Origin of the sequence: Lederbergia ruris, from assembly GCF_018332955.1 — a bacterium.
Lineage (GTDB): Bacteria > Bacillota > Bacilli > Bacillales > Bacillaceae_C > Lederbergia > Lederbergia ruris.
On sequence record NZ_BORB01000046.1, the window covers coordinates 1 to 20,675 of the forward strand.

20 protein-coding genes and 2 pseudogenes are annotated in these 20,675 nt (G+C 38.4%); 1 reads left to right on the forward strand and 21 read right to left on the reverse strand.

All coding sequences use genetic code 11. The annotated features are described in order from the left end of the window. Positions 1-1,200: 1,200 nt before the first annotated feature. From KI363_RS18645 to KI363_RS18725, 17 genes and pseudogenes are all read right to left on the reverse strand, one after another. Complete coding sequence (locus KI363_RS18645; protein ID WP_057987068.1) at positions 1,201-1,563, reverse strand: hypothetical protein; 363 nt, start codon at positions 1,561-1,563, stop codon at positions 1,201-1,203. Positions 1,564-1,593: 30 nt separating this feature from the next. Then, the gene (locus KI363_RS18650; protein ID WP_057987066.1) at positions 1,594-2,460 is read right to left on the reverse strand and encodes a hypothetical protein; all 867 of its coding nucleotides are present in this window, start codon (positions 2,458-2,460) and stop codon (positions 1,594-1,596) included. Between the two features lie 120 nt (positions 2,461-2,580). Then, positions 2,581-3,036 (reverse strand): hypothetical protein, encoded by a 456-nt coding sequence (locus KI363_RS18655; protein ID WP_057987064.1) that lies wholly within the window; start codon positions 3,034-3,036, stop codon positions 2,581-2,583. 171 nt (positions 3,037-3,207) lie between these two features. After that, complete coding sequence (locus KI363_RS18660; RefSeq protein WP_212967280.1) at positions 3,208-3,819, reverse strand: ABC transporter ATP-binding protein; 612 nt, start codon at positions 3,817-3,819, stop codon at positions 3,208-3,210. Beyond that, positions 3,812-4,768 carry an ABC transporter ATP-binding protein gene (locus KI363_RS18665; protein WP_246516952.1) on the reverse strand — a complete coding sequence of 319 codons (957 nt, stop codon included), beginning with the start codon at positions 4,766-4,768 and terminating at the stop codon, positions 3,812-3,814. Before KI363_RS18665 ends, KI363_RS18660 begins: the two co-directional genes overlap by 8 nt. Before the next feature lie 14 nt (positions 4,769-4,782). Continuing rightward, complete coding sequence (locus KI363_RS18670; RefSeq protein ID WP_246516953.1) at positions 4,783-5,628, reverse strand: ABC transporter permease; 846 nt, start codon at positions 5,626-5,628, stop codon at positions 4,783-4,785. Next, positions 5,625-6,596, reverse strand: coding sequence for an ABC transporter permease (locus KI363_RS18675; RefSeq protein ID WP_064467848.1), 972 nt, complete (start codon positions 6,594-6,596; stop codon positions 5,625-5,627). Before KI363_RS18675 ends, KI363_RS18670 begins: the two co-directional genes overlap by 4 nt. A 74-nt stretch (positions 6,597-6,670) precedes the next feature. Then, positions 6,671-8,293 (reverse strand): ABC transporter substrate-binding protein, encoded by a 1,623-nt coding sequence (locus tag KI363_RS18680; protein WP_209974613.1) that lies wholly within the window; start codon positions 8,291-8,293, stop codon positions 6,671-6,673. Positions 8,294-8,519: 226 nt separating this feature from the next. Beyond that, complete coding sequence (locus tag KI363_RS18685; protein ID WP_057993862.1) at positions 8,520-9,344, reverse strand: urease accessory protein UreD; 825 nt, start codon at positions 9,342-9,344, stop codon at positions 8,520-8,522. Continuing rightward, a complete protein-coding gene (gene ureG, locus KI363_RS18690; protein WP_057987051.1) occupies positions 9,337-9,957 on the reverse strand; it encodes an urease accessory protein UreG in 621 nt (206 codons plus the stop codon). Before ureG ends, KI363_RS18685 begins: the two co-directional genes overlap by 8 nt. 197 nt (positions 9,958-10,154) lie before the next feature. Further along, the gene (locus tag KI363_RS18695) at positions 10,155-10,838 is read right to left on the reverse strand and encodes an urease accessory protein UreF (RefSeq protein ID WP_057987050.1); all 684 of its coding nucleotides are present in this window, start codon (positions 10,836-10,838) and stop codon (positions 10,155-10,157) included. Further along, a complete protein-coding gene (gene ureE / locus KI363_RS18700; protein WP_057987048.1) occupies positions 10,831-11,286 on the reverse strand; it encodes an urease accessory protein UreE in 456 nt (151 codons plus the stop codon). The genes KI363_RS18695 and ureE overlap by 8 nt, the downstream gene beginning before the upstream one ends. A gap of 9 nt (positions 11,287-11,295) precedes the next feature. Next, complete coding sequence (gene ureC, locus KI363_RS18705; RefSeq protein ID WP_057987045.1) at positions 11,296-13,008, reverse strand: urease subunit alpha; 1,713 nt, start codon at positions 13,006-13,008, stop codon at positions 11,296-11,298. Beyond that, positions 13,008-13,327, reverse strand: a pseudogene (locus tag KI363_RS18710) (urease subunit beta). The gene ureC and the pseudogene KI363_RS18710 overlap by 1 nt, the downstream one beginning before the upstream one ends. 22 nt (positions 13,328-13,349) lie before the next feature. Continuing rightward, on the reverse strand, positions 13,350-13,652 hold the full coding sequence (locus KI363_RS18715; RefSeq protein ID WP_057987040.1) for an urease subunit gamma: 303 nt from the start codon (positions 13,650-13,652) through the stop codon (positions 13,350-13,352). A gap of 828 nt (positions 13,653-14,480) precedes the next feature. Continuing rightward, a complete protein-coding gene (locus KI363_RS18720) occupies positions 14,481-15,047 on the reverse strand; it encodes an NADPH-dependent FMN reductase (protein ID WP_057987036.1) in 567 nt (188 codons plus the stop codon). A gap of 13 nt (positions 15,048-15,060) precedes the next feature. Beyond that, positions 15,061-16,119: an LLM class flavin-dependent oxidoreductase gene (locus KI363_RS18725; RefSeq protein WP_212967281.1), complete on the reverse strand. Its 1,059-nt coding sequence runs from the start codon at positions 16,117-16,119 to the stop codon at positions 15,061-15,063. A gap of 142 nt (positions 16,120-16,261) precedes the next feature. Between KI363_RS18725 and KI363_RS18730 the strand changes: the two genes are divergently transcribed. After that, positions 16,262-16,609, forward strand: a complete 348-nt coding sequence (locus KI363_RS18730) for a winged helix-turn-helix transcriptional regulator (protein WP_212967282.1) — start codon at positions 16,262-16,264, stop codon at positions 16,607-16,609. A gap of 157 nt (positions 16,610-16,766) precedes the next feature. Here the strand turns inward: KI363_RS18730 and lacZ are convergent, their stop codons facing one another. From lacZ to vanY, 4 genes and pseudogenes are all read right to left on the reverse strand, one after another. Then, positions 16,767-18,998, reverse strand: coding sequence for a beta-galactosidase, LacZ type (gene lacZ, locus KI363_RS18735; RefSeq protein ID WP_246516954.1), 2,232 nt, complete (start codon positions 18,996-18,998; stop codon positions 16,767-16,769). Positions 18,999-19,120: 122 nt separating this feature from the next. Further along, the gene (locus KI363_RS18740) at positions 19,121-19,261 is read right to left on the reverse strand and encodes a hypothetical protein (RefSeq protein WP_212967284.1); all 141 of its coding nucleotides are present in this window, start codon (positions 19,259-19,261) and stop codon (positions 19,121-19,123) included. A 38-nt stretch (positions 19,262-19,299) separates the two neighbouring features. Next, a pseudogene (locus KI363_RS18745) lies at positions 19,300-19,780 on the reverse strand (transposase); the annotation flags it as partial. Positions 19,781-19,802: 22 nt separating this feature from the next. After that, positions 19,803-20,672, reverse strand: a complete 870-nt coding sequence (gene vanY / locus KI363_RS18750) for a VanY-A/VanY-F/VanY-M family D-Ala-D-Ala carboxypeptidase (protein WP_212967285.1) — start codon at positions 20,670-20,672, stop codon at positions 19,803-19,805. Between the last annotated feature and the right edge of the window lie 3 nt (positions 20,673-20,675).

Sequence of the window (20,675 nt, forward strand, 5' to 3'; positions counted from 1 at the left end):
GTCTTTCGCAAATCACCACGCACACAGAGGCTCCATGTCAAGCCTTCAAATACACATTTAAATAAGTTTCGAAGCACAATGAAAAAAATTAACTTTTATGTGTCCTAAATATTGACGTAGATCCAACGTTATGTCGTTGCATTTGGTTTATTTTTTGCTATGGACATTCATCCTCATTTATTTCGCCATATAGTGATAGTTAAAGAAATAGGGACATATACCTACAAACGATATTATCAAATTGGTATGCGCATCGGGAAAGATTTAAAAAAATCGGTTTCTGACATTATCCTTTCTTTACAACTTGAAGAAACAACTATAGTCGGTATGCCCTAGAAGTTGAGTTTATTTTGTCTGTATGGTTCTTCGGGAAAATGATAACAGAAAAGTTGACCAAATCTAGTCAGCTCAGACTGTAGACAAACACCATGAATTTGGTGTTTGCCTACAGTCTTTTTTCTTTTAAAATAGAGAAAAAGCTAGAAAGGTTGATTTCCGCTGCGAGCGGACGCCTTCCGCGGGCACGGCTTCAGCCGCTTCCCTCGCTGCGCTCAGTCCAGGGTCTTCAGCTCGCGCTGTTCCCGCTGGAGTCGCCGCTCTCCGCTCCAATCAACGGTGTTTCCTATTAACTGAATGAGGTGATGGATATGGTGACGAAAAATCAAATGTAATGAACGCGAACAGCTGGACATGGATCACGGCAACCATGGCGTAATAGAAAACATAGGGAGAGCATTTATGGCTCTTTTTCATAGAATTATTCTGTATTAATAGCAAAAGGGTTGGAAATCATTTTGCTTTCCAACCCTTTTGTCTACACTCTTCCAGCTGACCAAATCTGGTCAGCTGGAAGAGTATATTAAACTTTTACAAGTTATGAAGAAGCTAGGAAAATGGGTAACATCAAAGTAAAGTTCCCCAGCAAAGCGATTTGTCGACTTATGGCCAAACTGGCATTCATAAAAGCAAATTCCTCTATTCAAAAACTTGTGCAAAATTATAAGGAAAATAGGGGTTGTCCACTCAGTTTCCAACAACAAAAAGCGCAAAAATAAATGAATCTTTCACGTGGGATTCACATCAGTACAAGCCTAAAAACGATCAAAAGCTTTATTCATATCGCCTTGTCATTAGGCTTATTAACACCCGCGGACAAGGAGATTATTCCATTGGCATTATCCAAAAGAAAGATCACTTCCATTACCAAAAATGCTCTAATAAATTTCGATAGACAGTATCTGGATTTTCTTGGGCTCTATAGACAAAATGTAAAGTGATTCGATTTACTTCCTCAAAACATTGAGCTAACGTTTGTTGCGATTGAACAAAAAACTTTGCTTTTTCCCATTGTTGAGCCACTACAGCTAGCGGTAAATCATTGTCCGTTCGATATAAGATCCTAGTTGCTTCTCCCCCATAAATGGATGGTAAATACCGGATTTCTTTCATTTTGTTCCATAAATGGTCTAGCTGTTTATAGGAGGGGATTATGATCTTTTGATCATGTGGTGCATATACATCATCTCCCATCGCTACACTATTTCTAGTTAACTCAATGATCATGCTCTCTCCCCCTTACAAGTCATCAAAAATTTATTCAGCTCTTCCATTCAAAAAGAAATCATAAAATGGTTCTTTCTCCAATTCTTTTAATTCCAATTCAAGGTCAAACCATTCGCGTTCCTTATTGCTCATTTTTTGGACAATGAAGGGTGTATGCTCTTCATTAGCAATGGCTTTCAGTCGGTTTGCCCTCTCCAAAGTATCTTTAGATAGACTCCGAAACGAATAAGTGGTGTTCTCCCCATTTTTATTCATAAAAACCATCTTCCACGTAAACACAGTTTCATCTGTTGGATCACCAAGACTGCCATGATATACATTCGGCTTTATGTATATTTCTTTGATTTGATCAAAAGACTGAACAGTTTGCTTTCCCGCCCAATTTTGGGAAATTAATCCTAACTCTTCGTGTACCCCCCGATAATCAAGCCATGTATAATAGCGAAATCCACCATAAAGAAGAAGCGTCACAACAATTATTAGACTCATTAATCGCTTTCTCTTTAGCTCAGGGCTAAAAAGGCGAATCGGTACTAAAAGAAGCAATGCCATCAAAAATAATAACGATAAACTACCTATTTCATTGGAACTTGGTTCATAAAATATATACTTTCCATCATCAATTGCTTGCCATTTTAGAATCTCATAGTGTTCATACGTATAGAAAATAAGTGGGAGAATAATTAAGCAAAAGACAAAGATCGTGAGCCAACGCACCCCATTGCGTTTCAATTCCTCTTTAGATGTACGGACCAGATGACCAATAAAATAAAGTGGTAAACAAATGACAATTAAACCAACGATTGAAGCAATCGGTGAATTCTTAATGTCTGCTAAACAGCCAATCGCAATAAGAAAACTAAAAATAATTATGATAATACCAATAATTTTCCTCATCTCGTCTCCCCCCCCTGTAAAAGAGCTTACGATTTATAGCTAGAAAAGGTTTCAATTCTTGAGCATATAAAAAGAGCCGCAAGAATGCGGCCCATTTTAATGCTCATGATGTTTGTTTTTCTATATTTCGTCTTCTTCGTCTATATGCTTTTTTACTTTTTCATGGATTTGTTTTTCTACCTTTTCCACTTTGTCATTCGCCAATTTTCGCCTTGGTTTAGGGTGAAACCATTCCAACTTTCCATTACGTATCATCCCTTTAAATTGTTCCCCTTCAATATCTAACTTAAATTGATGGACCTGATGAACTTGGTCTGGAAACATCGGTTCAACTTCAAGATTATCTAAATCTTCATCCGCATCCATCACATCGTTCTCTGTTAATAGGCTTCGCACTTCTGACTCAATCCATTGTAACTGATCTTCCTTCAGGTCCTGCTTCGGATGAGGATGAAGCCATTGAATTTCTCCTTCATGGAAATTCCCTTTATATTCCTTTCCATCTATAGAAAAACTGAAACGATAGCGTTCATATGTCCGTTCTTCATAAACGGTCTCAACTTTGAAATCATCCATTCTTCCATACACCTCTCAATAGGGTTCTCATAATTCTATATAGACTTTAGGTTATTTTTCCAAAAATAAAGTTTCCTATTCTCTTTCGTAGAAAGTATACAGAAGATGGTGAACGGAAACAAGCATTCAAGCTTTTTTAGTCCAAGAGGCAAAGGGAATCCCTTCTACACCCTATAAAAGTTCTTGTTTATCATTAAATTGAATAATCCGATCACAAACCCTTTTTAATAAGTATAGATCATGACTAATCGCAAGTATTCCGATACCACGTTGCCGTGTGATTTCTAAAACTGTTTGCCAAATTTGTGCTTGGGTTACAGCATCCAGCATCGTTGTGATTTCATCGGCAATTAAATACTTTGTTGTAGGCTTAAATGCACGAGCCAAACAAAAACGTTGTAATTCTCCGCCAGATATTTCACTTGGAAAACGAGATAACCACTCTTCTTGAATACCAAAAGCTTTTAGAAGGGAATCTTCTGGAATACCACCTTCTGAAAGGATTTTCCCCATTCTCCATCTTGGATTTACAGCTTTTTCTGGGTGTTGCAAGATTAATTGAACGGGGTGTACTCCTTTAATGGGATATTGCTCATTCTCTACCATTATATTACCCCGATTTGGTTTCAAAAAACCTGCCATTATTCTTGCTAATGTCGATTTCCCCGCTCCACTCTCTCCATATAAGCCGACCACCTCACCAGGATGAATAGAAAGATCAAGCTTATGAAACAACCAGTTTTTGTATGGATAATGATAACCTAGTCCATTCGCTTTAAGCATGGAAGCATCTCACCATCCCTTGATTCAAAGAACGATTTAATGGTTGCTTTTGTTTACATATTGAGGTCGCTTTTAGACATCTTGGCGCAAAAGCACAACCATTTAAAACAGTGATAGGTGCTGGTTGGGAGCCTGGCAATGGCTTAAACTCGTTCTGTGGAAGGGAATTCCATAATGCCTTTGTATAAGGATGTCGCAATTGTTCACCTTTCCCATAAAAATCTTCGGTATTAGCTATTTCAACCGTTTGCCCTGCATAAAAAACAGCTATTCTATCAGCTATTGCTAAGGCAGCCATAATATCATGGGTAATAAACATAACTCCTTTTCCCTCATTAGCTAACTGTTTGATATATTGAATGGTTTCGTTACGAGAGTGTTCATCCAATCCGGGAGTTGGTTCATCTGCAATAATCAGTTTTGCCTGACTTGCTATAGCTGTAGTGACTAACACTCTTCTTGCCATACCTCCCGATAACTCAAACGGATATCGCTCCCCTGCTTCACTTGCTAATCCAACCTTGTGGAAAATTCCCTCTTGAATCTTTTTCTTATTTTTCCCTTTTATCATCGTTTGCACCTGTTTGCCCGCTTTCATTAATGGATCAAGAGCATTCGTTGATTGTGGTATAAGGGCTATTTCCTTCCCCCTTAGTTCTTCTTGCCTTTTAGGTGTCAAGGCTTCTCCCTCAAATAAAATCTCCCCATCTGTTTCTGCATTTTTAGGTAATATTCCTAAAATTGCATTAGCTAATAAGCTTTTTCCAGATCCACTCGCTCCAACAATCGCCACGATTTCTCCTTTTTGAATCGTTAAATTAAACCCACTGATCGCTTGAATCTTTGATTCCTGCCAGCCTTTTTCATATTGACGAAAGACAAGTGAAAACTGCTTCACTGCAAATAGAGACGGCTCTGTTCCGATCTTTGATTGTTTTTCTAAAGTCACTTTCTCACCTCTCCTTAAAAACCATTGCTATGGAAAGGATTATTCCATTTCCGAATATTTCTACCGATCACATCAAAAAGTCCAACCATTATTAATAAAGAGATCCCTGGAAAAAAGGCTAACCACCACATACCTGTCGAAAGGTACCCCATAGATTCTGATAAGATAATACCAATAGCTGGTGTTTCAGAAGATAATCCAAAACCCAAAAACGTAATTGCAGCTTCGTGTAAAATTGCGTGAGGGAATAATAAAACAAAGCCGACAAAAAGCTGTGGCAGTATATGTGGCAGTATATGATGGATAGCGATCCATAATCGCGATTGGCCCAATTTTAAAGAAACAGCTACATAATCTGTAGCTTTAATTTGCATGACCTCTGCTCTTAACACTCTTGTTAAACTAGGCCAATGGGTGAGTGCTAATCCAAGAACCACGCCTTTAAATCCGCCTCCCATTGCAAAGGAAATCAAGATCAAAGTGACAATATGCGGTACACTTAGAAATAGATCAATGAACCATGACACTACCGCATCCACTCTTCGATCAATTGAAGCAAGCAAACTAAATATTAAGGCAATCAGAGTACTGACAAATGCAGCCAACAGTCCTACACCAAAACTTAAAGACAGTCCCTTTAACGTCCTAGCAAACATATCTCTTCCTAACCAATCAGTTCCAAAAAGATCCCCCCACGAAGGTGGCTTATTCTTTAAAGTTAGATTTACCCCTAGTTTGCTAGATTCAATGAAAAAGCTACTTATCACTATGCCTACCAGGAAGATAGTTGCGATACAGATTGTAAGAACGATCCTTCTTCTTATATTTTTTGTTTTCGAGATGAAAATACGCGCATTCACCATCCTCCCCTCCTTCTTAACCGGGGATCAATGAATCGGTACAATAAATCTGCCAGTAAATTGCCAGTGAAAACAAAAAGTGTACTAAACATGACAATTCCTAAAAGCAGTGGAACATCTCCCCCTAAGCCAGCTTGGACAATTGCCTGGCCGAGCCCCGGAAATGAAAAAACTTGTTCCGCTAAAATAGCTCCACCAAAAAGTTCGCCAAAGGAGGCAAAATGCAAGGAGACCGCTGGAAGTGAAATATTGCGCAAGCCATGTCTATAAAGTAAATGGAAACCTCGTTCACCTTTTGCTTTGGCAAAACGGATGAACTCACTATGCAAAACTTCGACTAATTTTTGCCTTGTATGCAAAGCTACATTTGCTACCCCTAAAATACTCAAGGTTAAAGCCGGTAAAAATAAATGTCGTAACCGTTCAACCAAAGATACATTTTCCGCTAAAACCCCAGCAGGAGATGCAAGCCCAACTGGAAACCAACCTAACCATACTGAGAATACAATTAAAAGTAATAATCCTAACCAAAAAGCAGGAGTAGAAGCCAGTAGGAAACAATATCCTTTAATCAATCGATCCCAAATCGTCCCCTCTCGCATCCCCGCTATAATGCCCAAAATAAAACCAATAATGCCTGACAAAATCCAAGCGACTCCCATTAAGGCCAAAGAAGCAACGAAGCGTTCGGCAATAACGCTTAAGACCGGGGCACGATATATTAAGGAGGTACCGAGATTGCCATGTAAAACAGCTTTCGTCCAACTAAGAAATTGCTCGGTTCGCGAATTATTTAATCCCCAATACGCTGCAATATTTTCTCTTTGCTCAGGGCTGACACGGATCATATCGGCCCCAACATATGTCTGTACTGGATCAATAGGTGAATAACTAACAAGGAGAAATGATAATGAACAAGTTGCTATTAACAAGGTTATTAATTTAATAATATGACGAAGGCTAAACATAACTACTTGTTTAATAAGTCATTCCTCCTATTTTCTTTATGTGCATGTAAAAAAGTAATGTTCCATAACCCTTTTTAAACATCCTCTTCATCTTTCCAATACCATTCTTCAATAAAGTCGGTCACTGGCCATCCATGACCATGTGGCTGTATTTTTTGCTCTCCAATTTCTAATCCATTGCGAACAAAATATAAATGTTTAAGATTGACTAACCACACCCAAGGGGCATCTCCTTCAACAGAGAATCCTGTTTTTCCATCCCATTGAGCTTTTTGCCAGAATGCCTTTGCCTCATCTTGGTCATTCGCTTTTATCGCCTTATTTAAATATTCATCCACAACTGGATTCTTGTAATAATTGGCATTATAAAAACCTTCGCCCCTTGTATCACCGCTATATATATAATACATTTCTAATGGATCATGACTTCCCCATCCCATCATCACGGGATTGGCATGCATAAGTCTTTCTAAGTCATTCCAACTCTTATCTTCTGTTTTAATTGAAATTCCCAATGGACGCACCATATCAGCAAATGCTAATGACAAAGATTGCCGCATTTGATCTCCGGCAGGGTAAAGTAAGGTAAGTTCCGCCTTCAAACCATTTTTTTCCCTAATACCTTCTTTCCCTATCTTCCAACCAGCTTTTTCTAACATCTCTTTCGCAGCATCCATCCTACCATCTTCAAACACTGTATCAGGGTTCCACCATGGTAATTGATCGGCAACAGAATAAGCAGGCGTTCCATATCCTTCTAAAATGCCATCGACTAATTCTTGCCGATCCACGGCAATATTTAGCGCTTTTCTAATTGCCTGGTCGGCAGTCACATTATTTCCAATTAATGTACCATCCTCTAATTTCCTTTCATGTACATACGGAAGCATGATCCCGCGATTATCAGCGCTCTCTAATTCCACCAAATGCATTCCCGTAATATCTTCTTTGGCAAATACTGATGTAACAGCTGCGACATCTACTTCACCTGCTTTAGCAGCAGCAAATGCAGCATCTTCTGATAAAAAGACAAAGTTAAGTTTTTTAAAGAATGGCTGTTTGCCATAATAGTATGGATTTGCTTGGACAATTAGTTGCTCCCCTTTATTCCATTGAACTAATTCAAATGGTCCTGAGCCAATTGGATTTTCATTATATGAATCTGTGTAAGCATGTTCAGGTACAATTCCCATGGAAGCTAATAAATAGATAAAAGTAGATTGAGGGTGTTTTAGCGTAAATCTAATCGATTGATCATCTAAAGCTTCAACTTTTTCTAGATTTGTCAGGTCAATAATCGAGGCACTTGATTTCGCAGTGTTAAATGTAAAGACAACATCTTTGGCTGTTAATGGTTCTCCATCAGAGAACTTCACATCATTACGAATATTTACCTTCCATTCTAATCCATCTTCGCTAACTTCATATCTCACAGCTAAATCATTCCGAATTTCAAAATCTTGATCAAAAGTGAGCAATGTGCTCTGAAAAAGTGGGGAACCATAACGGCCCCAACCTGTTGTTGGATCGAACCCTTCATCAGGTTCTCCACCAATGGCTAAAGTTAATTCATCCTTTACATCCTGACCAGTTGATTTTTCTTGAGCCGAACTTGGTTCAGCCGAGTGACCACAAGCCGTTAATAGAATAAGAAAAAAGCACAATGATAAAAACTTTATTACTACAATCTTTCTCATCTAGTCCCCTCCCTATAAAGATATATATTTTTATTAAAGTAGTAGTACGCTAGTTTCTTCAAATTAGCACGTAATGAGTCAATCAATGAAAACTATAAATAATTATCTTGTTGCTGTCTCTAGTGCTGCATTAAATAAACCTGAACCTACGAAGGGAATTTCCTCCCTTCTTCAGCTCAGGATTATTTGCCACCCTTCCTCTTTCTGCTATCTTCTATATTTCAATTTAGTATTTTCTTAGGAAACTTGGTTTGGTTTGAAACCATTCCATACTGATTGTATGATGACATGCTGTAAAAATACGTTCAATTAATTGGGTAGAGTTGGCCATTATCCGAATGGACAATCCTTCTGTAGCAAGTCGCGAAATGCCAATTTTAAAATTCCCCTCCATTTGTTCGAGCGTATTATATAAAGTTTCTATGAAAGCATCATTCACTTTCTCACTTATGGCAATTAAGGAACCTAAATGTGTGTAGCCTTCCATATGTCCCAGCCCATTCATCGCCTTATTTCTCGGAGATAGGTGAAGGTGATCAAAAACGACAATCTCATCATTTAGATATATTTCATTGATCAGACGAAGTGATTCGTAGCTAAAGTGTTTTCCTTCTGGTGACCAGCCTGGCGTTAATATATCCGTATATAAAAATTCGGCTCCTTTTTCCATACGCACAATATTTTTCTGTACATAGCAAGCATCTTTATAAGCGATTAACGGGTCAGGCAAATACTCTAGATAACTACCTTGTTTAAGATGAATTTCTGTTTCTTGATAAGCATGTTTACTCGGTGTTTTATATATTTTGGTAGCAGATTGAGTCGTAAGAGTGGCTTTCGCTTCCTCTTGAACCGATACCTCCATTCGATAAGTATCCCCATTTAAATAACCGCCACCTGGATTTAAAATATAGTAACATGGGTGCTTAGATTGTTGATGATAGACGGGACGCATAATTTTAAACGCCCCTTGAAAATACAAGTTTTTTGTAACGGATTTTCCTTGACGATTTTCCACATCAAGCTGAAGGATTCCCGTCCAATCAGCCATTTTGTTCTAAGTCCTTTAATAGAACATCTTTTTTTATCCAGTCTATCACTTGATCAAGACCCTGATTGTCTTTTAAGTTTGTGAATACAAATGGTTTATCCCCACGAAATACTTTTGTATCAGATTCCATTACTTCAAGACTCGCTCCTACATAAGGGGCTAAATCTGTCTTATTTATAATGAACAGATCCGACTTGATCATTCCCTGTCCACCTTTGCGGGGAATTTTCTCCCCCTGGGCCACATCAATAATATAGATAGAGAAATCCACCAACTCAGGACTGAAGGTAGCCGCTAAATTATCTCCACCACTTTCAACAAAAATAAGTTCAACATCAGGATGTTTCTCTTCTAATTCCTCAATTGCAGCAAAGTTCATTGAAGCATCTTCTCGAATCGCCGTATGCGGGCAACCGCCTGTTTCCACTCCAATAATTCGATCTTCTGGTAAAATGCCATTTTTAACTAAAAACTTAGCATCTTCCTTTGTATAAATATCGTTTGTAATGACTGCCATACTAATTTCATCATGTAAATGGCGAGTTAATTTTTCAACTAACATTGTTTTTCCTGCACCAACAGGTCCACCTATCCCAATTTTAATTGTGTTCATCTATTACACATCCTTTTTCTATTTAAAATTTTCTTTGCATGTTCAAAATGAAGGATAAAAAGCCTCAAGTCGGCTCAAGGTACGCCCAATACGTCGAAAGCTTGGGAACGACTTACGCATCGTAGCGACAAGTTATGTTCGTACTTAGGCGAAGATTTATACCCACAGTGTCCCTTTATCAGACTTTTGAACATTCCCTATGACATAAAGATTCTAATATTCACTCTTTCATGTTGCATTTGCGATAATTCTAATCCAGGGGAGACAACCCCAAAATCTTCTTCTCTTAGATTGTGGATCACCCTTACTGCTTCGGTTAACTCTGTTTGAAAGTTGTAAATAATTTTTTGTCCGGTTGTTTGTCCGAGCGGGATGGCTCGGACTGCATTTTGAACAAGACTGGCGATAGTAGAATACAAATAATATAAAAGAATAGTGTCCTTATCTACGCGTAAGAAATGGCCTACCATGATAAATACAAGGGCAGGATGGCCATATGATTGTTTCTTTTTAATTCGATCTAGATAGATCGCCAAAATTGGTGCTTCATACAAAGTTTCAGTGATTTTTAATAATCTTTCCCCAATACGTTGGGTGCCTTCCCGCGTTTCCCTAGCAAGGTTTTGCACAGTTAGTAAACGATCAAATTTCCATACCGTTTCTAAATCATCTTGCTCCAAAGCATCATATACAAGGGCAGCAGCGAGTCCATCGGAATAAACAAGCTGTTCATGTAAATAGACTTGAAGCCATTCAGAAAAGGTATCTGCATTATGAACAGTCCCTTTTTGAATATAACTCTCAAGGCCAAATGAATGGCTGAAAGCCCCTGTAGGGAAATTTGAATCACATAATTGAAACAATGTTAAGGCGTTATTCATGACTATGCCCAATATGGCGAAATGCCTGTTTTACTTTTCTTTCTTCACGCGTAAAAGGTATCCTTAATTCTTCTAATAATTCTTCTACAAGATAATCGTATTGGACAAGCATTTCATCGCCTTCAAACTGTGCGGGGAGATGACGATTACCTAATTGATGAGCAATATTTCCCATTTCATTAATGGAGCGGGGACGAATAATTAATAAATCATCAGAAAGAACATCGATGACAATCATATTTTGATCATCCATATACAACACATCCCCAGCTTCCAAATCACGTGGTTCAGTTAAACGAATTCCCAATTCTCGACCATGGTCTGTTTTGACCCGCTGAATTCTTTTCACTAAATGGGCGCTTTCTAAATACACCTTTTCCATATGACGTCGTTTAATTTCATCCTGTCCTAAAGCATCAAGATTTGTTATCACTTTTTCAATGATCATTTTTTCACCTCAAAATAAGAAATAACGTTGACCCATTGGTACTTCATCAACAGGATCACATGTAATAAGCTCTCCGTTTATTTTTACTTCATATGTTTGCGGATCGACCTCAATTTCAGGTGTCTCCGTATTTAATTTCATATCTTTTTTCGTTAAGGTCCGAATTCCTCGTACAGGTAGGATGATCTTCTCTAAACCTAGTTTTTCATGAACTTTATCGTCATAAGCCGCTTGTGAAATAAAAGTAATCGAGCTACTAGGAAGGGCTTTTCCTACAGAAGCATACATGGGACGATAAATCATCGGCTGTGGTGTAGGGATGGAGGCATTTGCATCTCCCATTAAGCTTTGGACAGCTAGACCATTTTTTAAGATCATTTCTGGCTTTGCTCCGAAAAATTTAGGATCCCATAGAACGAGATCAGCAATTTTTCCAACCTCAATTGAGCCAACATACTCAGAAATCCCATGAGTTATCGCTGGATTAATCGTATATTTAGCAATATATCGTTTAGCCCGATTATTATCTGCGTACTCCTTATCCCCTTTCATAATACCTAATTGCTTTTTCATTTTATCTGCTGTTTGCCAAGTTCTAAGGGCTACTTCTCCCACGCGTCCCATTGCTTGGGCATCTGAACTTGTCATACTAAAGACACCCATATCTTGCAATATATCCTCTGCCGCGATCGTTTCTCTCCGAATTCTTGAATCAGCAAAAGCAATATCTTCAGGAACAGACGGATTTAAGTGGTGACAAACCATTAACATATCTAGATGTTCATCAATCGTATTGACTGTATAAGGCATAGTTGGATTGGTAGAGGATGGCAATACATTCATCATCCCGGCTGATTTGATTAAGTCAGGAGCATGCCCTCCGCCAGCTCCTTCCGTATGATACATATGGATTACACGATCTTTCACAGCTTTCATCGTGTTTTCCATAAATCCTCCTTCATTCAATGTATCTGCATGAAGAGCAACCTGAACATCATATTTATCAGCCACGCGAAGGGAATAATCTAATGAGGAAGTCGTGGCCCCCCAGTCTTCATGTACCTTCAATCCAATTGCCCCAGCACGTACTTGTTCGGCTAACGGCTCTTCTGTCGCAGCATGTCCTTTTCCGGTTAGACCTACATTAATAGGGAGACCTTCAATCGCTTTAAGCATTCGATGAATATTCCATTCTCCAGGAGAAACAGTTGTAGCCCTAGATCCAGCTCCCGGGCCTGTTCCCCCACCGATTAACGTAGTTGTACCGGCCGTTAAAGCAACCTCTACTTGAGCAGGGTTAATAAAATGGACATGGGTATCAATCCCACCTGCTGTCACAATTTTTCCTTCTCCAGCGATTACCTCAGTAGATGCACCAATGACAATATCGACATTATCCATAATTAACGGGTTTCCACTTTTCCCAATTCCAGAAATCTTCCCATCACGGATCCCAATATCGGCTTTATAAATACCGGTATAATCCAAAACAATGACATTTGTAATAATCGTATCAGGTACTCCATCTCCACGTGTGGCTAACGGATGTTGTCCCATGCCATCCCGAATGACCTTCCCTCCACCAAATACAACTTCTTCTCCGTAGGTAGTAAAGTCTTTCTCGATTTGAATAAATAAATTAGTATCCGCCAAGCGAATGGAATCACCAGTCGTTGGGCCATACATCTGCGCATATTGTTCTCTAGACATTTTAAAACTCATTACGCTTCCCCACTTTCTAATGGACCGTCCACTTTATTATTAAGCCAAATACTTTTCTCTCTCCAGCATAATCAATTAATTCTACTTCTTTTTCATCACCTGGTTCGAATCGTACTGCAGCACCTGCTGGAATGTTCAGTCGCTTCCCGTATGCCTCTTTACGGTTAAATTTCATCGCCTCATTTACCTCATAAAAATGAAAATGTGAACCGATTTGTACGGGGCGATCTCCCGTATTAATAACCGTAACCTTTGAGCTTTCTCGCCCAGCATTACAGATGATTTCTTCTTCTTTTAAAATATATTCTCCTGGAATCATCGATTATTTCACTCCTCTCACATTAGCGTATTGGGTCATGTACAGTAACAAGCTTTGTTCCATCTGGGAAAGTAACTTCCACTTGAATATCTTCAATCATTTCAGGAATTCCTTCCATAACATCATCTCTTGTTAGAATGGTTGCACCATATTCCATTAATTCTGCAACTGACTTTCCATCTCTTGCCCCTTCCATGACTTCATATGTGATTAAAGCCATAGCTTCAGGATGATTCAACTTTAGTCCTCTTTGTTTTCTTCTCTTCGCAAGATCAGCAGCCACTACAATTAATAGCTTGTCTATTTCACGCGGCAGTAATTGCATGTATAAATCCTCCTTAATCAGTACATATATACAAACATGTCCTTTTTCTTAATATTTGAAACGTTTAATAGTGAATTAGTTCAGAAAGAAAATAAGTAGCTCGCCACTTTCCATAAATGCAATCAAAAATCTCATACAGCCTTTGTGAAAAGGGTAACAAATAGAATTGTTTTTGACTTAGGTTATTGAATTGTTTGATTTTTTCGACTGTTTCCCTCCCTTTATTCAGTTGTTATAATGAGAATTTTATACGTTCGCTGTCCTCACTCCTTTCTTGTTTTGTGAAACCAGTAACAAAATAAAGCACTAATAAACCTTATTCCTAACGAAAAAAGCGACTACCTGTTGCCTAGATAAATATAATTTTTATTCTTAGGGTTTGATCAAGTGTGTGTGTCGTTCCATTATGAGTTGAGAAAGAGGTTCTCCTGAACGACGAATAGAGGAAAGTATTTCATTTACATCTGGTAGATCAACCAAGACGAATTGAGTATTATAAAATGATGATATCTTGCTATCTGAGCCTAAATCATGGGTAAGTTGATGAGAATTGTTCAAATCGATTTGTATAACAGCATTATTTTCTGTGCCCCCTTCCACCATATGCAATGCTTCCGAGGAAATCGATTCATCTTCGACTTTGTTGCTGAATTGCTCCTAGCCAATGATCAAGTCTGATTTGCAAGAATCATTTTCTACTCTATTCTACATAACACCGGGGGGAAATCAAGTTTAACGCATTTCCTATCAAACTCTCCAATAGGGAGCAAAGCAAACAGGACACTTTTTAAACAAAATGTCCTGTCTTGTGAAGAGTATAAAATTAGTTCAAAATCCGTATTCCGCTTCTTTCGCTTCTCGAATTTTCATATAGGTTTCTGTTAAAACGAGAGTATCTTCTACTAAGCGTTCAATCCGTAAAATAACATCATCATTAATAATTTCTTTACGGTAGAAATCCTTTTCCTCAATAAAAACATAGGTTTGAACAATTTGTGCTTTCATGTAAGACAATATTGGTTTTAACTGTTGCTCAGGTATTAAATAGTGCTTAGCTGAACCTGCCGTAACCAAGATACTTACCACTTTGTCTCTAAAAGCACTTATCGGCAGTAAGTCAAAAATGTTTTTTAATGTCGCGGGAATCGACGCCTGAAAGATGGGGGTTCCAATAATAATAGCATCTGCTTCCATAATCGTTTGAGCGACATACTTGGTATCTCCCTCATATTCTAAATAATTTCGTCCATCACTAAACTCTACTTCATACTCTGCTAAATCTATCACAACCGTATCCGAATTCGGGTATCTTTCTCGGAGCATTGTCATTGTGTAATCCATTGCAGTTCTTGTTTTTGACCCCACTTTTGATCCGGATAGTCCAACAATTTTCACGTTTTACACCTCTTTATTTTTTTGCTGTATATTTCCTAATAGCTGGAAGAATTTCTGTTCCAATGATTTCTATATTTTTCTGTACTTTATCAAAGGGTACTCCCCCGAAATCCATTTGCGCGATATATCTTTGATGGCCAAACACTTCATGCTGATAAAGGATTTTTTCAATAATTTGTTGAGGACTTCCGATGTTCATAATATTATGCGGATCGACCCCTTGCGCAAATAGTTGTTTTGAAAAGCCCTGTCCATTTGTGAGCTTCATCCCCTCGTTAATATGAGGATAATATTCTTTTAGAGCCTGTTGGGACGTTTCAGCAGCATAGAAGAAGCCAGCCGTTGCAACAGGTAATTCAGATGGATCAAAGCCATTTTGTTTAGCTGCTTCACGATAAGCATCAACCGTTCGTTTGAAAATAACTGCTGGTCCTCCTAAATGAGCCATAAACATTGGCACACCTGCATAACCAGCTTTAATTGCACTTGCAGGGGATCCTCCCACCGCTCGCCAAATCGGCAATCTACCATTTTGCGGACGCGGAAGTATCTTAGCATTTTTTAATGGAGCTCGAAATTCTCCGCTCCAATTGACGATTTCTTCTTCATTTATTTTTCTTAATAACTCAAACTTTTCCTCAAATAATTCTTCATAATCGCGGAGATTGTATCCGAGTAAATCAAATAATCCGACCCTAGAAGCTCTGCCAGCAATGATCTCAGCACGTCCATTTGAGATTAAGTCAATTGTTGCAAAGTCTTCATAGACACGGACTGGATCTGAAGTACTGATAATCGTAGAGGAACTACCAATTTTTATTTTATCCGTCGCTTGGGCAATGCTTGCCAGGACAACAGTGTGTGCTTGAGTTGCAAAATATTCTTGATGACTTTCACCTACACTAAAAAAGTCGATCCCCGCTTGCTCGGCTAATTTTGCATATTCAATAATTTCATGGACCCGTTCCTTAGCTGAGACTCTCTCCCCTGTTAAAGGGTTTGACAAGTGATCCCCTAATGTATAAATCCCAAACTCTAAACCTTTATTTGGAGTAAGACGATAATTTTCCATTTATATTTCACCTCAATCATAAAACATCTTGATAAGCTTTTATAATGTCTTTACAATGTAATTGTAGATGATAGGAACAAATAATATAAGTACGCACTTTTTAGTGACATAGTATACAAAAGGATACTTAGGAGGAAAACATATGGAAAAAATTCCGGAAGAATGCCGTGTAGAAGATGCACTTAGTATTTTAGTCGGAAAGTGGAAACCGATAATTTTATTACATTTATTGCAAGAAGGCACCAAACGCTTTAGCGAGCTTAAACGTAGTATGCCTGGAATCACTCAGAAAATGCTCACAAAGCAATTGCGTGAGTTGGAGGAGGAAGATATTGTGGAACGTGTCGTCTATCCCCAAGTTCCTCCTAAGGTTGAGTACTCTGTGACGGAATATGGAAGAAGCTTGGAACCCATATTGGAGGCAATGCACGAATGGGGGACAAACCATACACAGCATAAGAAGCAAAAAGCAAAACAACACAACGCATAAAAGAGAAGCTTGCAAAATTAACAATGTGCTACAAGCTGTAATGCGCAGAAACTACTGGCATTACCTCATAGTATTGAAATCATCCTAAGTTTCGTGTAAACAAAAAAGGGATATCCAATAGTTGAAAAATCGACTTATTGGATATCCCTTCCCTGCATTATGTTTGAATCGGCTTTAGGTTGAATTGATAATGATAGGTTTGATCGGCGTATAATGTAAATTCTGGATGCGTTTTTTGTCCCCAGCTATCATCGCCGCCTACACCCATTTGTTTCAAATTAACCCGAACAACGGTTTTATCACTTTCCGGCAGTTTATACTGGTGGCTTGCTTCTTCTAGTTCTATTGGTAAGTAGGGAAGCACATTTACTTCCACCGTAGGCAAGCCCGTGATTTTCAAACCTACTCCTCGTTTATCCGTCACAGTCGCCCATCTGACCTCTGTCTTATTCCCGCATTCTTGTGGTTTAAGATAAGGCACATATTGGTCCTCTACTTTACCTTGATAAAGGCCAATTTTGGCACTTTTGTTCTTATCCCAATAATTTTCGTGCGGTCCTTTGCCATACCACTCAATGTTGTCAAATTTCGCATCCATTGTAAATAGCATGCCCACTTCGGGAATTTCTGGTAGATTTGCTCCTGGAATTATGGTGGAGTCCACTACAATTTCTCCAAAAGAGTTGATGGTATATTTTACATCAACGAGTGATTTAGTTGCTGTCGGTAATTGATATTTTACGGAAACAACGATTTGATTCTCGGTCGTTTCAAATATAAAGCTTTGCAGTTTGCGGTTCATCCCGACTTCGCGCCATGTTGCACTACGCTGATCAAGCTGGCTCCCTCGATCATTGTCTGTCATTGCTCTCCAATAATTAGGACGTAATGGCGATTTCAGTAACTCTTCACCAGCAAATTGATAGGATGCTAGATCTCCCGTTTCTTTATGAAATAGAACTTTAAAGTTCCCACCAGAAATGACCAAATCCGCTGTTCCCTCTTCAATATTGAATGACCCCAGTTGAGGATTTTGATTTTCAAATACACCTTCACGAAGGATAAATTGTTCAAAGGCAACCTCATGCCCGGCCTCTGCCCAATTGGTAGACTCTTTTGTTAAAAGACGTATCGTTAGAATTAGTTCCCCTTTTTCCTTCATTTCGTCTAATTTGAAACCAAGTGCAATATTTTTTGTTTCCAGTGGGGCCACATTGATGTCGACTTCCCCAGCCCTAACTTGTATTCCATCTGCTAAAATTTCATACTGTAATGCATAATCTTGTAAATTGGTAAAAAGATGCTTATTCCAAATTTGAATGATGCCTTGGTCAAGATCCACAGCCTTAAACTCAACATTTTGATAACATTTTTTCACTTCGATTAGCTTTGGTGTGATCGTACCGTCTGCGAAAATTAGACCGTTTCCAGAAAAATTCCCGTCATGTGGCGATTCACCAAAATCGCCGCCATAAGCTAAAAATTCAACGCCGTCCTCTGTTTTAGTTCGCAATGCTTGATCGCGCCAATCCCAAATGAAGGCCCCTTGAAGAATCGGATATTGATCAAATAGCTCGGTATATTTAAATAAATTCCCATTAGAATTTCCCATCGCATGGCTATACTCACAGATGATGTATGGTTTAGCCGGTTGATCGGAAGCTTCTGCCTCAAGGGCATATTTCTCCACATCAGCTGGTGGAATATACATCGTGCTCTCAATATCAGACGCCGCTTCCGAAGGACGATAATGGAATACGCCTTCATAATGGACTAAACGTGTTGGGTCATTGTCTTTAAAAAATTGATACATTTTTAGGAAATTATCGCCTCCAAAGGACTCGTTTCCTAAAGACCAAATCATAATCGATGGATGGTTTTTATCACGTTGGAACATTGAGTTACAACGGTCTAATACATTCTCTGTCCATTCGGGCTTACTGCCAGGAACGGTATCCTCAAGCTCCTTCTGCCCATATCTCCACGTCCCATGTGTTTCTAAGTTATTTTCATCAATCACATATAATCCATATTGATCACATAATTCATACAAATATGGGTGATTGGGGTAGTGAGAAGTCCGAACAGCGTTAATATTATATTGCTTCATTAGTTTAATGTCATGAACCATATCTTCATAGTCGATCGCACGGCCCTTATCTGCATGAAACTCATGGCGATTCACACCTTTAAACACGATACGTTCTCCATTGATTTTCATTAATCCGTCTTTCAACTCAAATTTATGAAAACCAACTTTACAACTGACAGTCTCTAATATATTCCCCTTTTCATCTTCTAGGAACAAAACGAGGGTGTATAAATTCGGATGCTCTGCACTCCATTTAAGTGGATTTTCAATAAAGACCGCTGTCTGAATTTCCCGCATTGTTTGATCACTCATATCGAGTTCAAGTATAGCGGGCCTGAACCCAATCGTCTCAAAACACGAACAAATCAATATTTGCGGGGGCATTTGATGTTTTTGACTACGTGTTTGACTACGTTTAATTATAATTCTTGAACACTTAAACCTTTAAACGCTCGTCCTAATGCTATTTCACCGATTTGTTTAATTGTGTTCCTTCCATCATTCATCGTATAGAATTTAACCCCTTTAATTTTTACATCTTCTGTTTCATCCTCAAACATGATTTCAGCTTCATGTTCATTTCGGCTTTCAGAGCCTACCTAACGCTATCCAAGGCTTGATTAGCCATACGGACAACGTGAAATTTATATACAACCACTTTAGCTTGTGGAAGAACGGTATATACTGCATCTTTATAAGGTTTCCACATATCCATTGTGACGTATTCAATGTAATGTCTGTCTCCTATCTCTGTAAGGCGTTGAATGACTGTTTCCTTGTTACGATTAGGCTTAATATCGAAAATGGTTCTACGCTCTACGTTGGTCAATACAAGACGAGGTTTACGGATGATATATATTTCATCAATCCCAAGCCATTTAGGAGTCTCAAATTGGTATTGTCGTGGGCAAATCCATGATTAGTTGCTTTCGTGAGTCATGTTTGTAAAGTTTGTCAAATCCACATTCTGGACAACGTTCGGGTGGATCTATTGCTTCCACTTTAAACATCATATCGGTTTCATTTTCCTGCGATGGTTCAATTGCTTTAAGGTCTGGTAGAAATAATAGATCCGTCATTTTGTTTGTCCTTTTCTGTCCTTTAGTCGTACATAGTCACAATTATTCCATCCATATTGTCACCCGAAATCTTATACTCTTGATTTTTCGGTATATGAATAGTCATGTTTTCGGAAAACGAATGATAAGAAACGGTATATTTTTTACCATCAAATTCAGCAGTAACTTTCTTTTTCTCTTTGAGATAATCCAAATACTCTTCTAAAACAAAATTCTTTTCCTTCATAATCACGCTATGAGGTAAACCAACATAGCGAATATGCCAAGGTTCGTATTGAATTCCCGTAATGTCCGTTTTATCCTCTGGATAACGTAAAATGAATCCGTATTTCCAAGCATTTTTTTCTATCCATTCTCCTTCAGGTGCTTTATCCATCGTCGTTTGAGTAGTTCCTACATCAAGCGCTAACCCCATATTATGTTCGCTATATCCGGCAGGCAAAGCAGCATCAGGGCCCAATTCTTCATAAAGTTTCCTTTGCTCATCTAAGGTTCGATAGCCACTAGTAATCCAAAAATTATCAACTCCCTCTTTTTCTGCGGCAGCAATCATTTCCGAAAATTCATGTGCTATATCCTCTGACAAATAAATATTGTTATATAACAATCCATATCCCTTCACCAATTCATTGTGTGTAAAAAGGTTCACGACATCTGTTTTAATACCTTCTTGGCGAACAGGATATTCACTATTGACCAAAAGCAGATTACCTTGATAGATTTGTTCTTCTGTAATCTTTATTGTTTGGATATTATCAAAATCCTCTCCTTTATCATTTTCCTGTTGAATATCTTCTCGTACTTCTACTTTTGGTTCAAAAAAAGAGCCATTAATTATGAAAACAAAACACAAGCCCACTATAAATAAAATTAAAAATCCCCACTTCTTCATTTT

Excerpts from the sequence above, each read along its gene's own strand:
- KI363_RS18645 (WP_057987068.1), bottom strand. The coding sequence starts at position 1,563 with ATGATCATTGAGTTAACTAGAAATAGTGTAGCGATGGGAGATGATGTA.
- KI363_RS18715 (WP_057987040.1), bottom strand. The coding sequence starts at position 13,652 with ATGCAATTACTGCCGCGTGAAATAGACAAGCTATTAATTGTAGTGGCT.
- KI363_RS18730 (WP_212967282.1), top strand. The coding sequence starts at position 16,262 with ATGGAAAAAATTCCGGAAGAATGCCGTGTAGAAGATGCACTTAGTATT.
- KI363_RS18725 (WP_212967281.1), bottom strand. The coding sequence starts at position 16,119 with ATGGAAAATTATCGTCTTACTCCAAATAAAGGTTTAGAGTTTGGGATT.
- KI363_RS18650 (WP_057987066.1), bottom strand. The coding sequence starts at position 2,460 with ATGAGGAAAATTATTGGTATTATCATAATTATTTTTAGTTTTCTTATT.
- KI363_RS18695 (WP_057987050.1), bottom strand. The coding sequence starts at position 10,838 with ATGAATAACGCCTTAACATTGTTTCAATTATGTGATTCAAATTTCCCT.
- ureC (WP_057987045.1), bottom strand. The coding sequence starts at position 13,008 with ATGAGTTTTAAAATGTCTAGAGAACAATATGCGCAGATGTATGGCCCA.
- ureG (WP_057987051.1), bottom strand. The coding sequence starts at position 9,957 with ATGAACACAATTAAAATTGGGATAGGTGGACCTGTTGGTGCAGGAAAA.
- KI363_RS18660 (WP_212967280.1), bottom strand. The coding sequence starts at position 3,819 with ATGCTTAAAGCGAATGGACTAGGTTATCATTATCCATACAAAAACTGG.
- KI363_RS18740 (WP_212967284.1), bottom strand. The coding sequence starts at position 19,261 with ATGTTTGAGGATGAAACAGAAGATGTAAAAATTAAAGGGGTTAAATTC.
- vanY (WP_212967285.1), bottom strand. The coding sequence starts at position 20,672 with ATGAAGAAGTGGGGATTTTTAATTTTATTTATAGTGGGCTTGTGTTTT.
- KI363_RS18685 (WP_057993862.1), bottom strand. The coding sequence starts at position 9,344 with ATGGCTGATTGGACGGGAATCCTTCAGCTTGATGTGGAAAATCGTCAA.
- lacZ (WP_246516954.1), bottom strand. The coding sequence starts at position 18,998 with ATGCGGGAAATTCAGACAGCGGTCTTTATTGAAAATCCACTTAAATGG.
- KI363_RS18655 (WP_057987064.1), bottom strand. The coding sequence starts at position 3,036 with ATGGATGATTTCAAAGTTGAGACCGTTTATGAAGAACGGACATATGAA.
- ureE (WP_057987048.1), bottom strand. The coding sequence starts at position 11,286 with ATGATCATTGAAAAAGTGATAACAAATCTTGATGCTTTAGGACAGGAT.
- KI363_RS18680 (WP_209974613.1), bottom strand. The coding sequence starts at position 8,293 with ATGAGAAAGATTGTAGTAATAAAGTTTTTATCATTGTGCTTTTTTCTT.
- KI363_RS18675 (WP_064467848.1), bottom strand. The coding sequence starts at position 6,596 with ATGTTTAGCCTTCGTCATATTATTAAATTAATAACCTTGTTAATAGCA.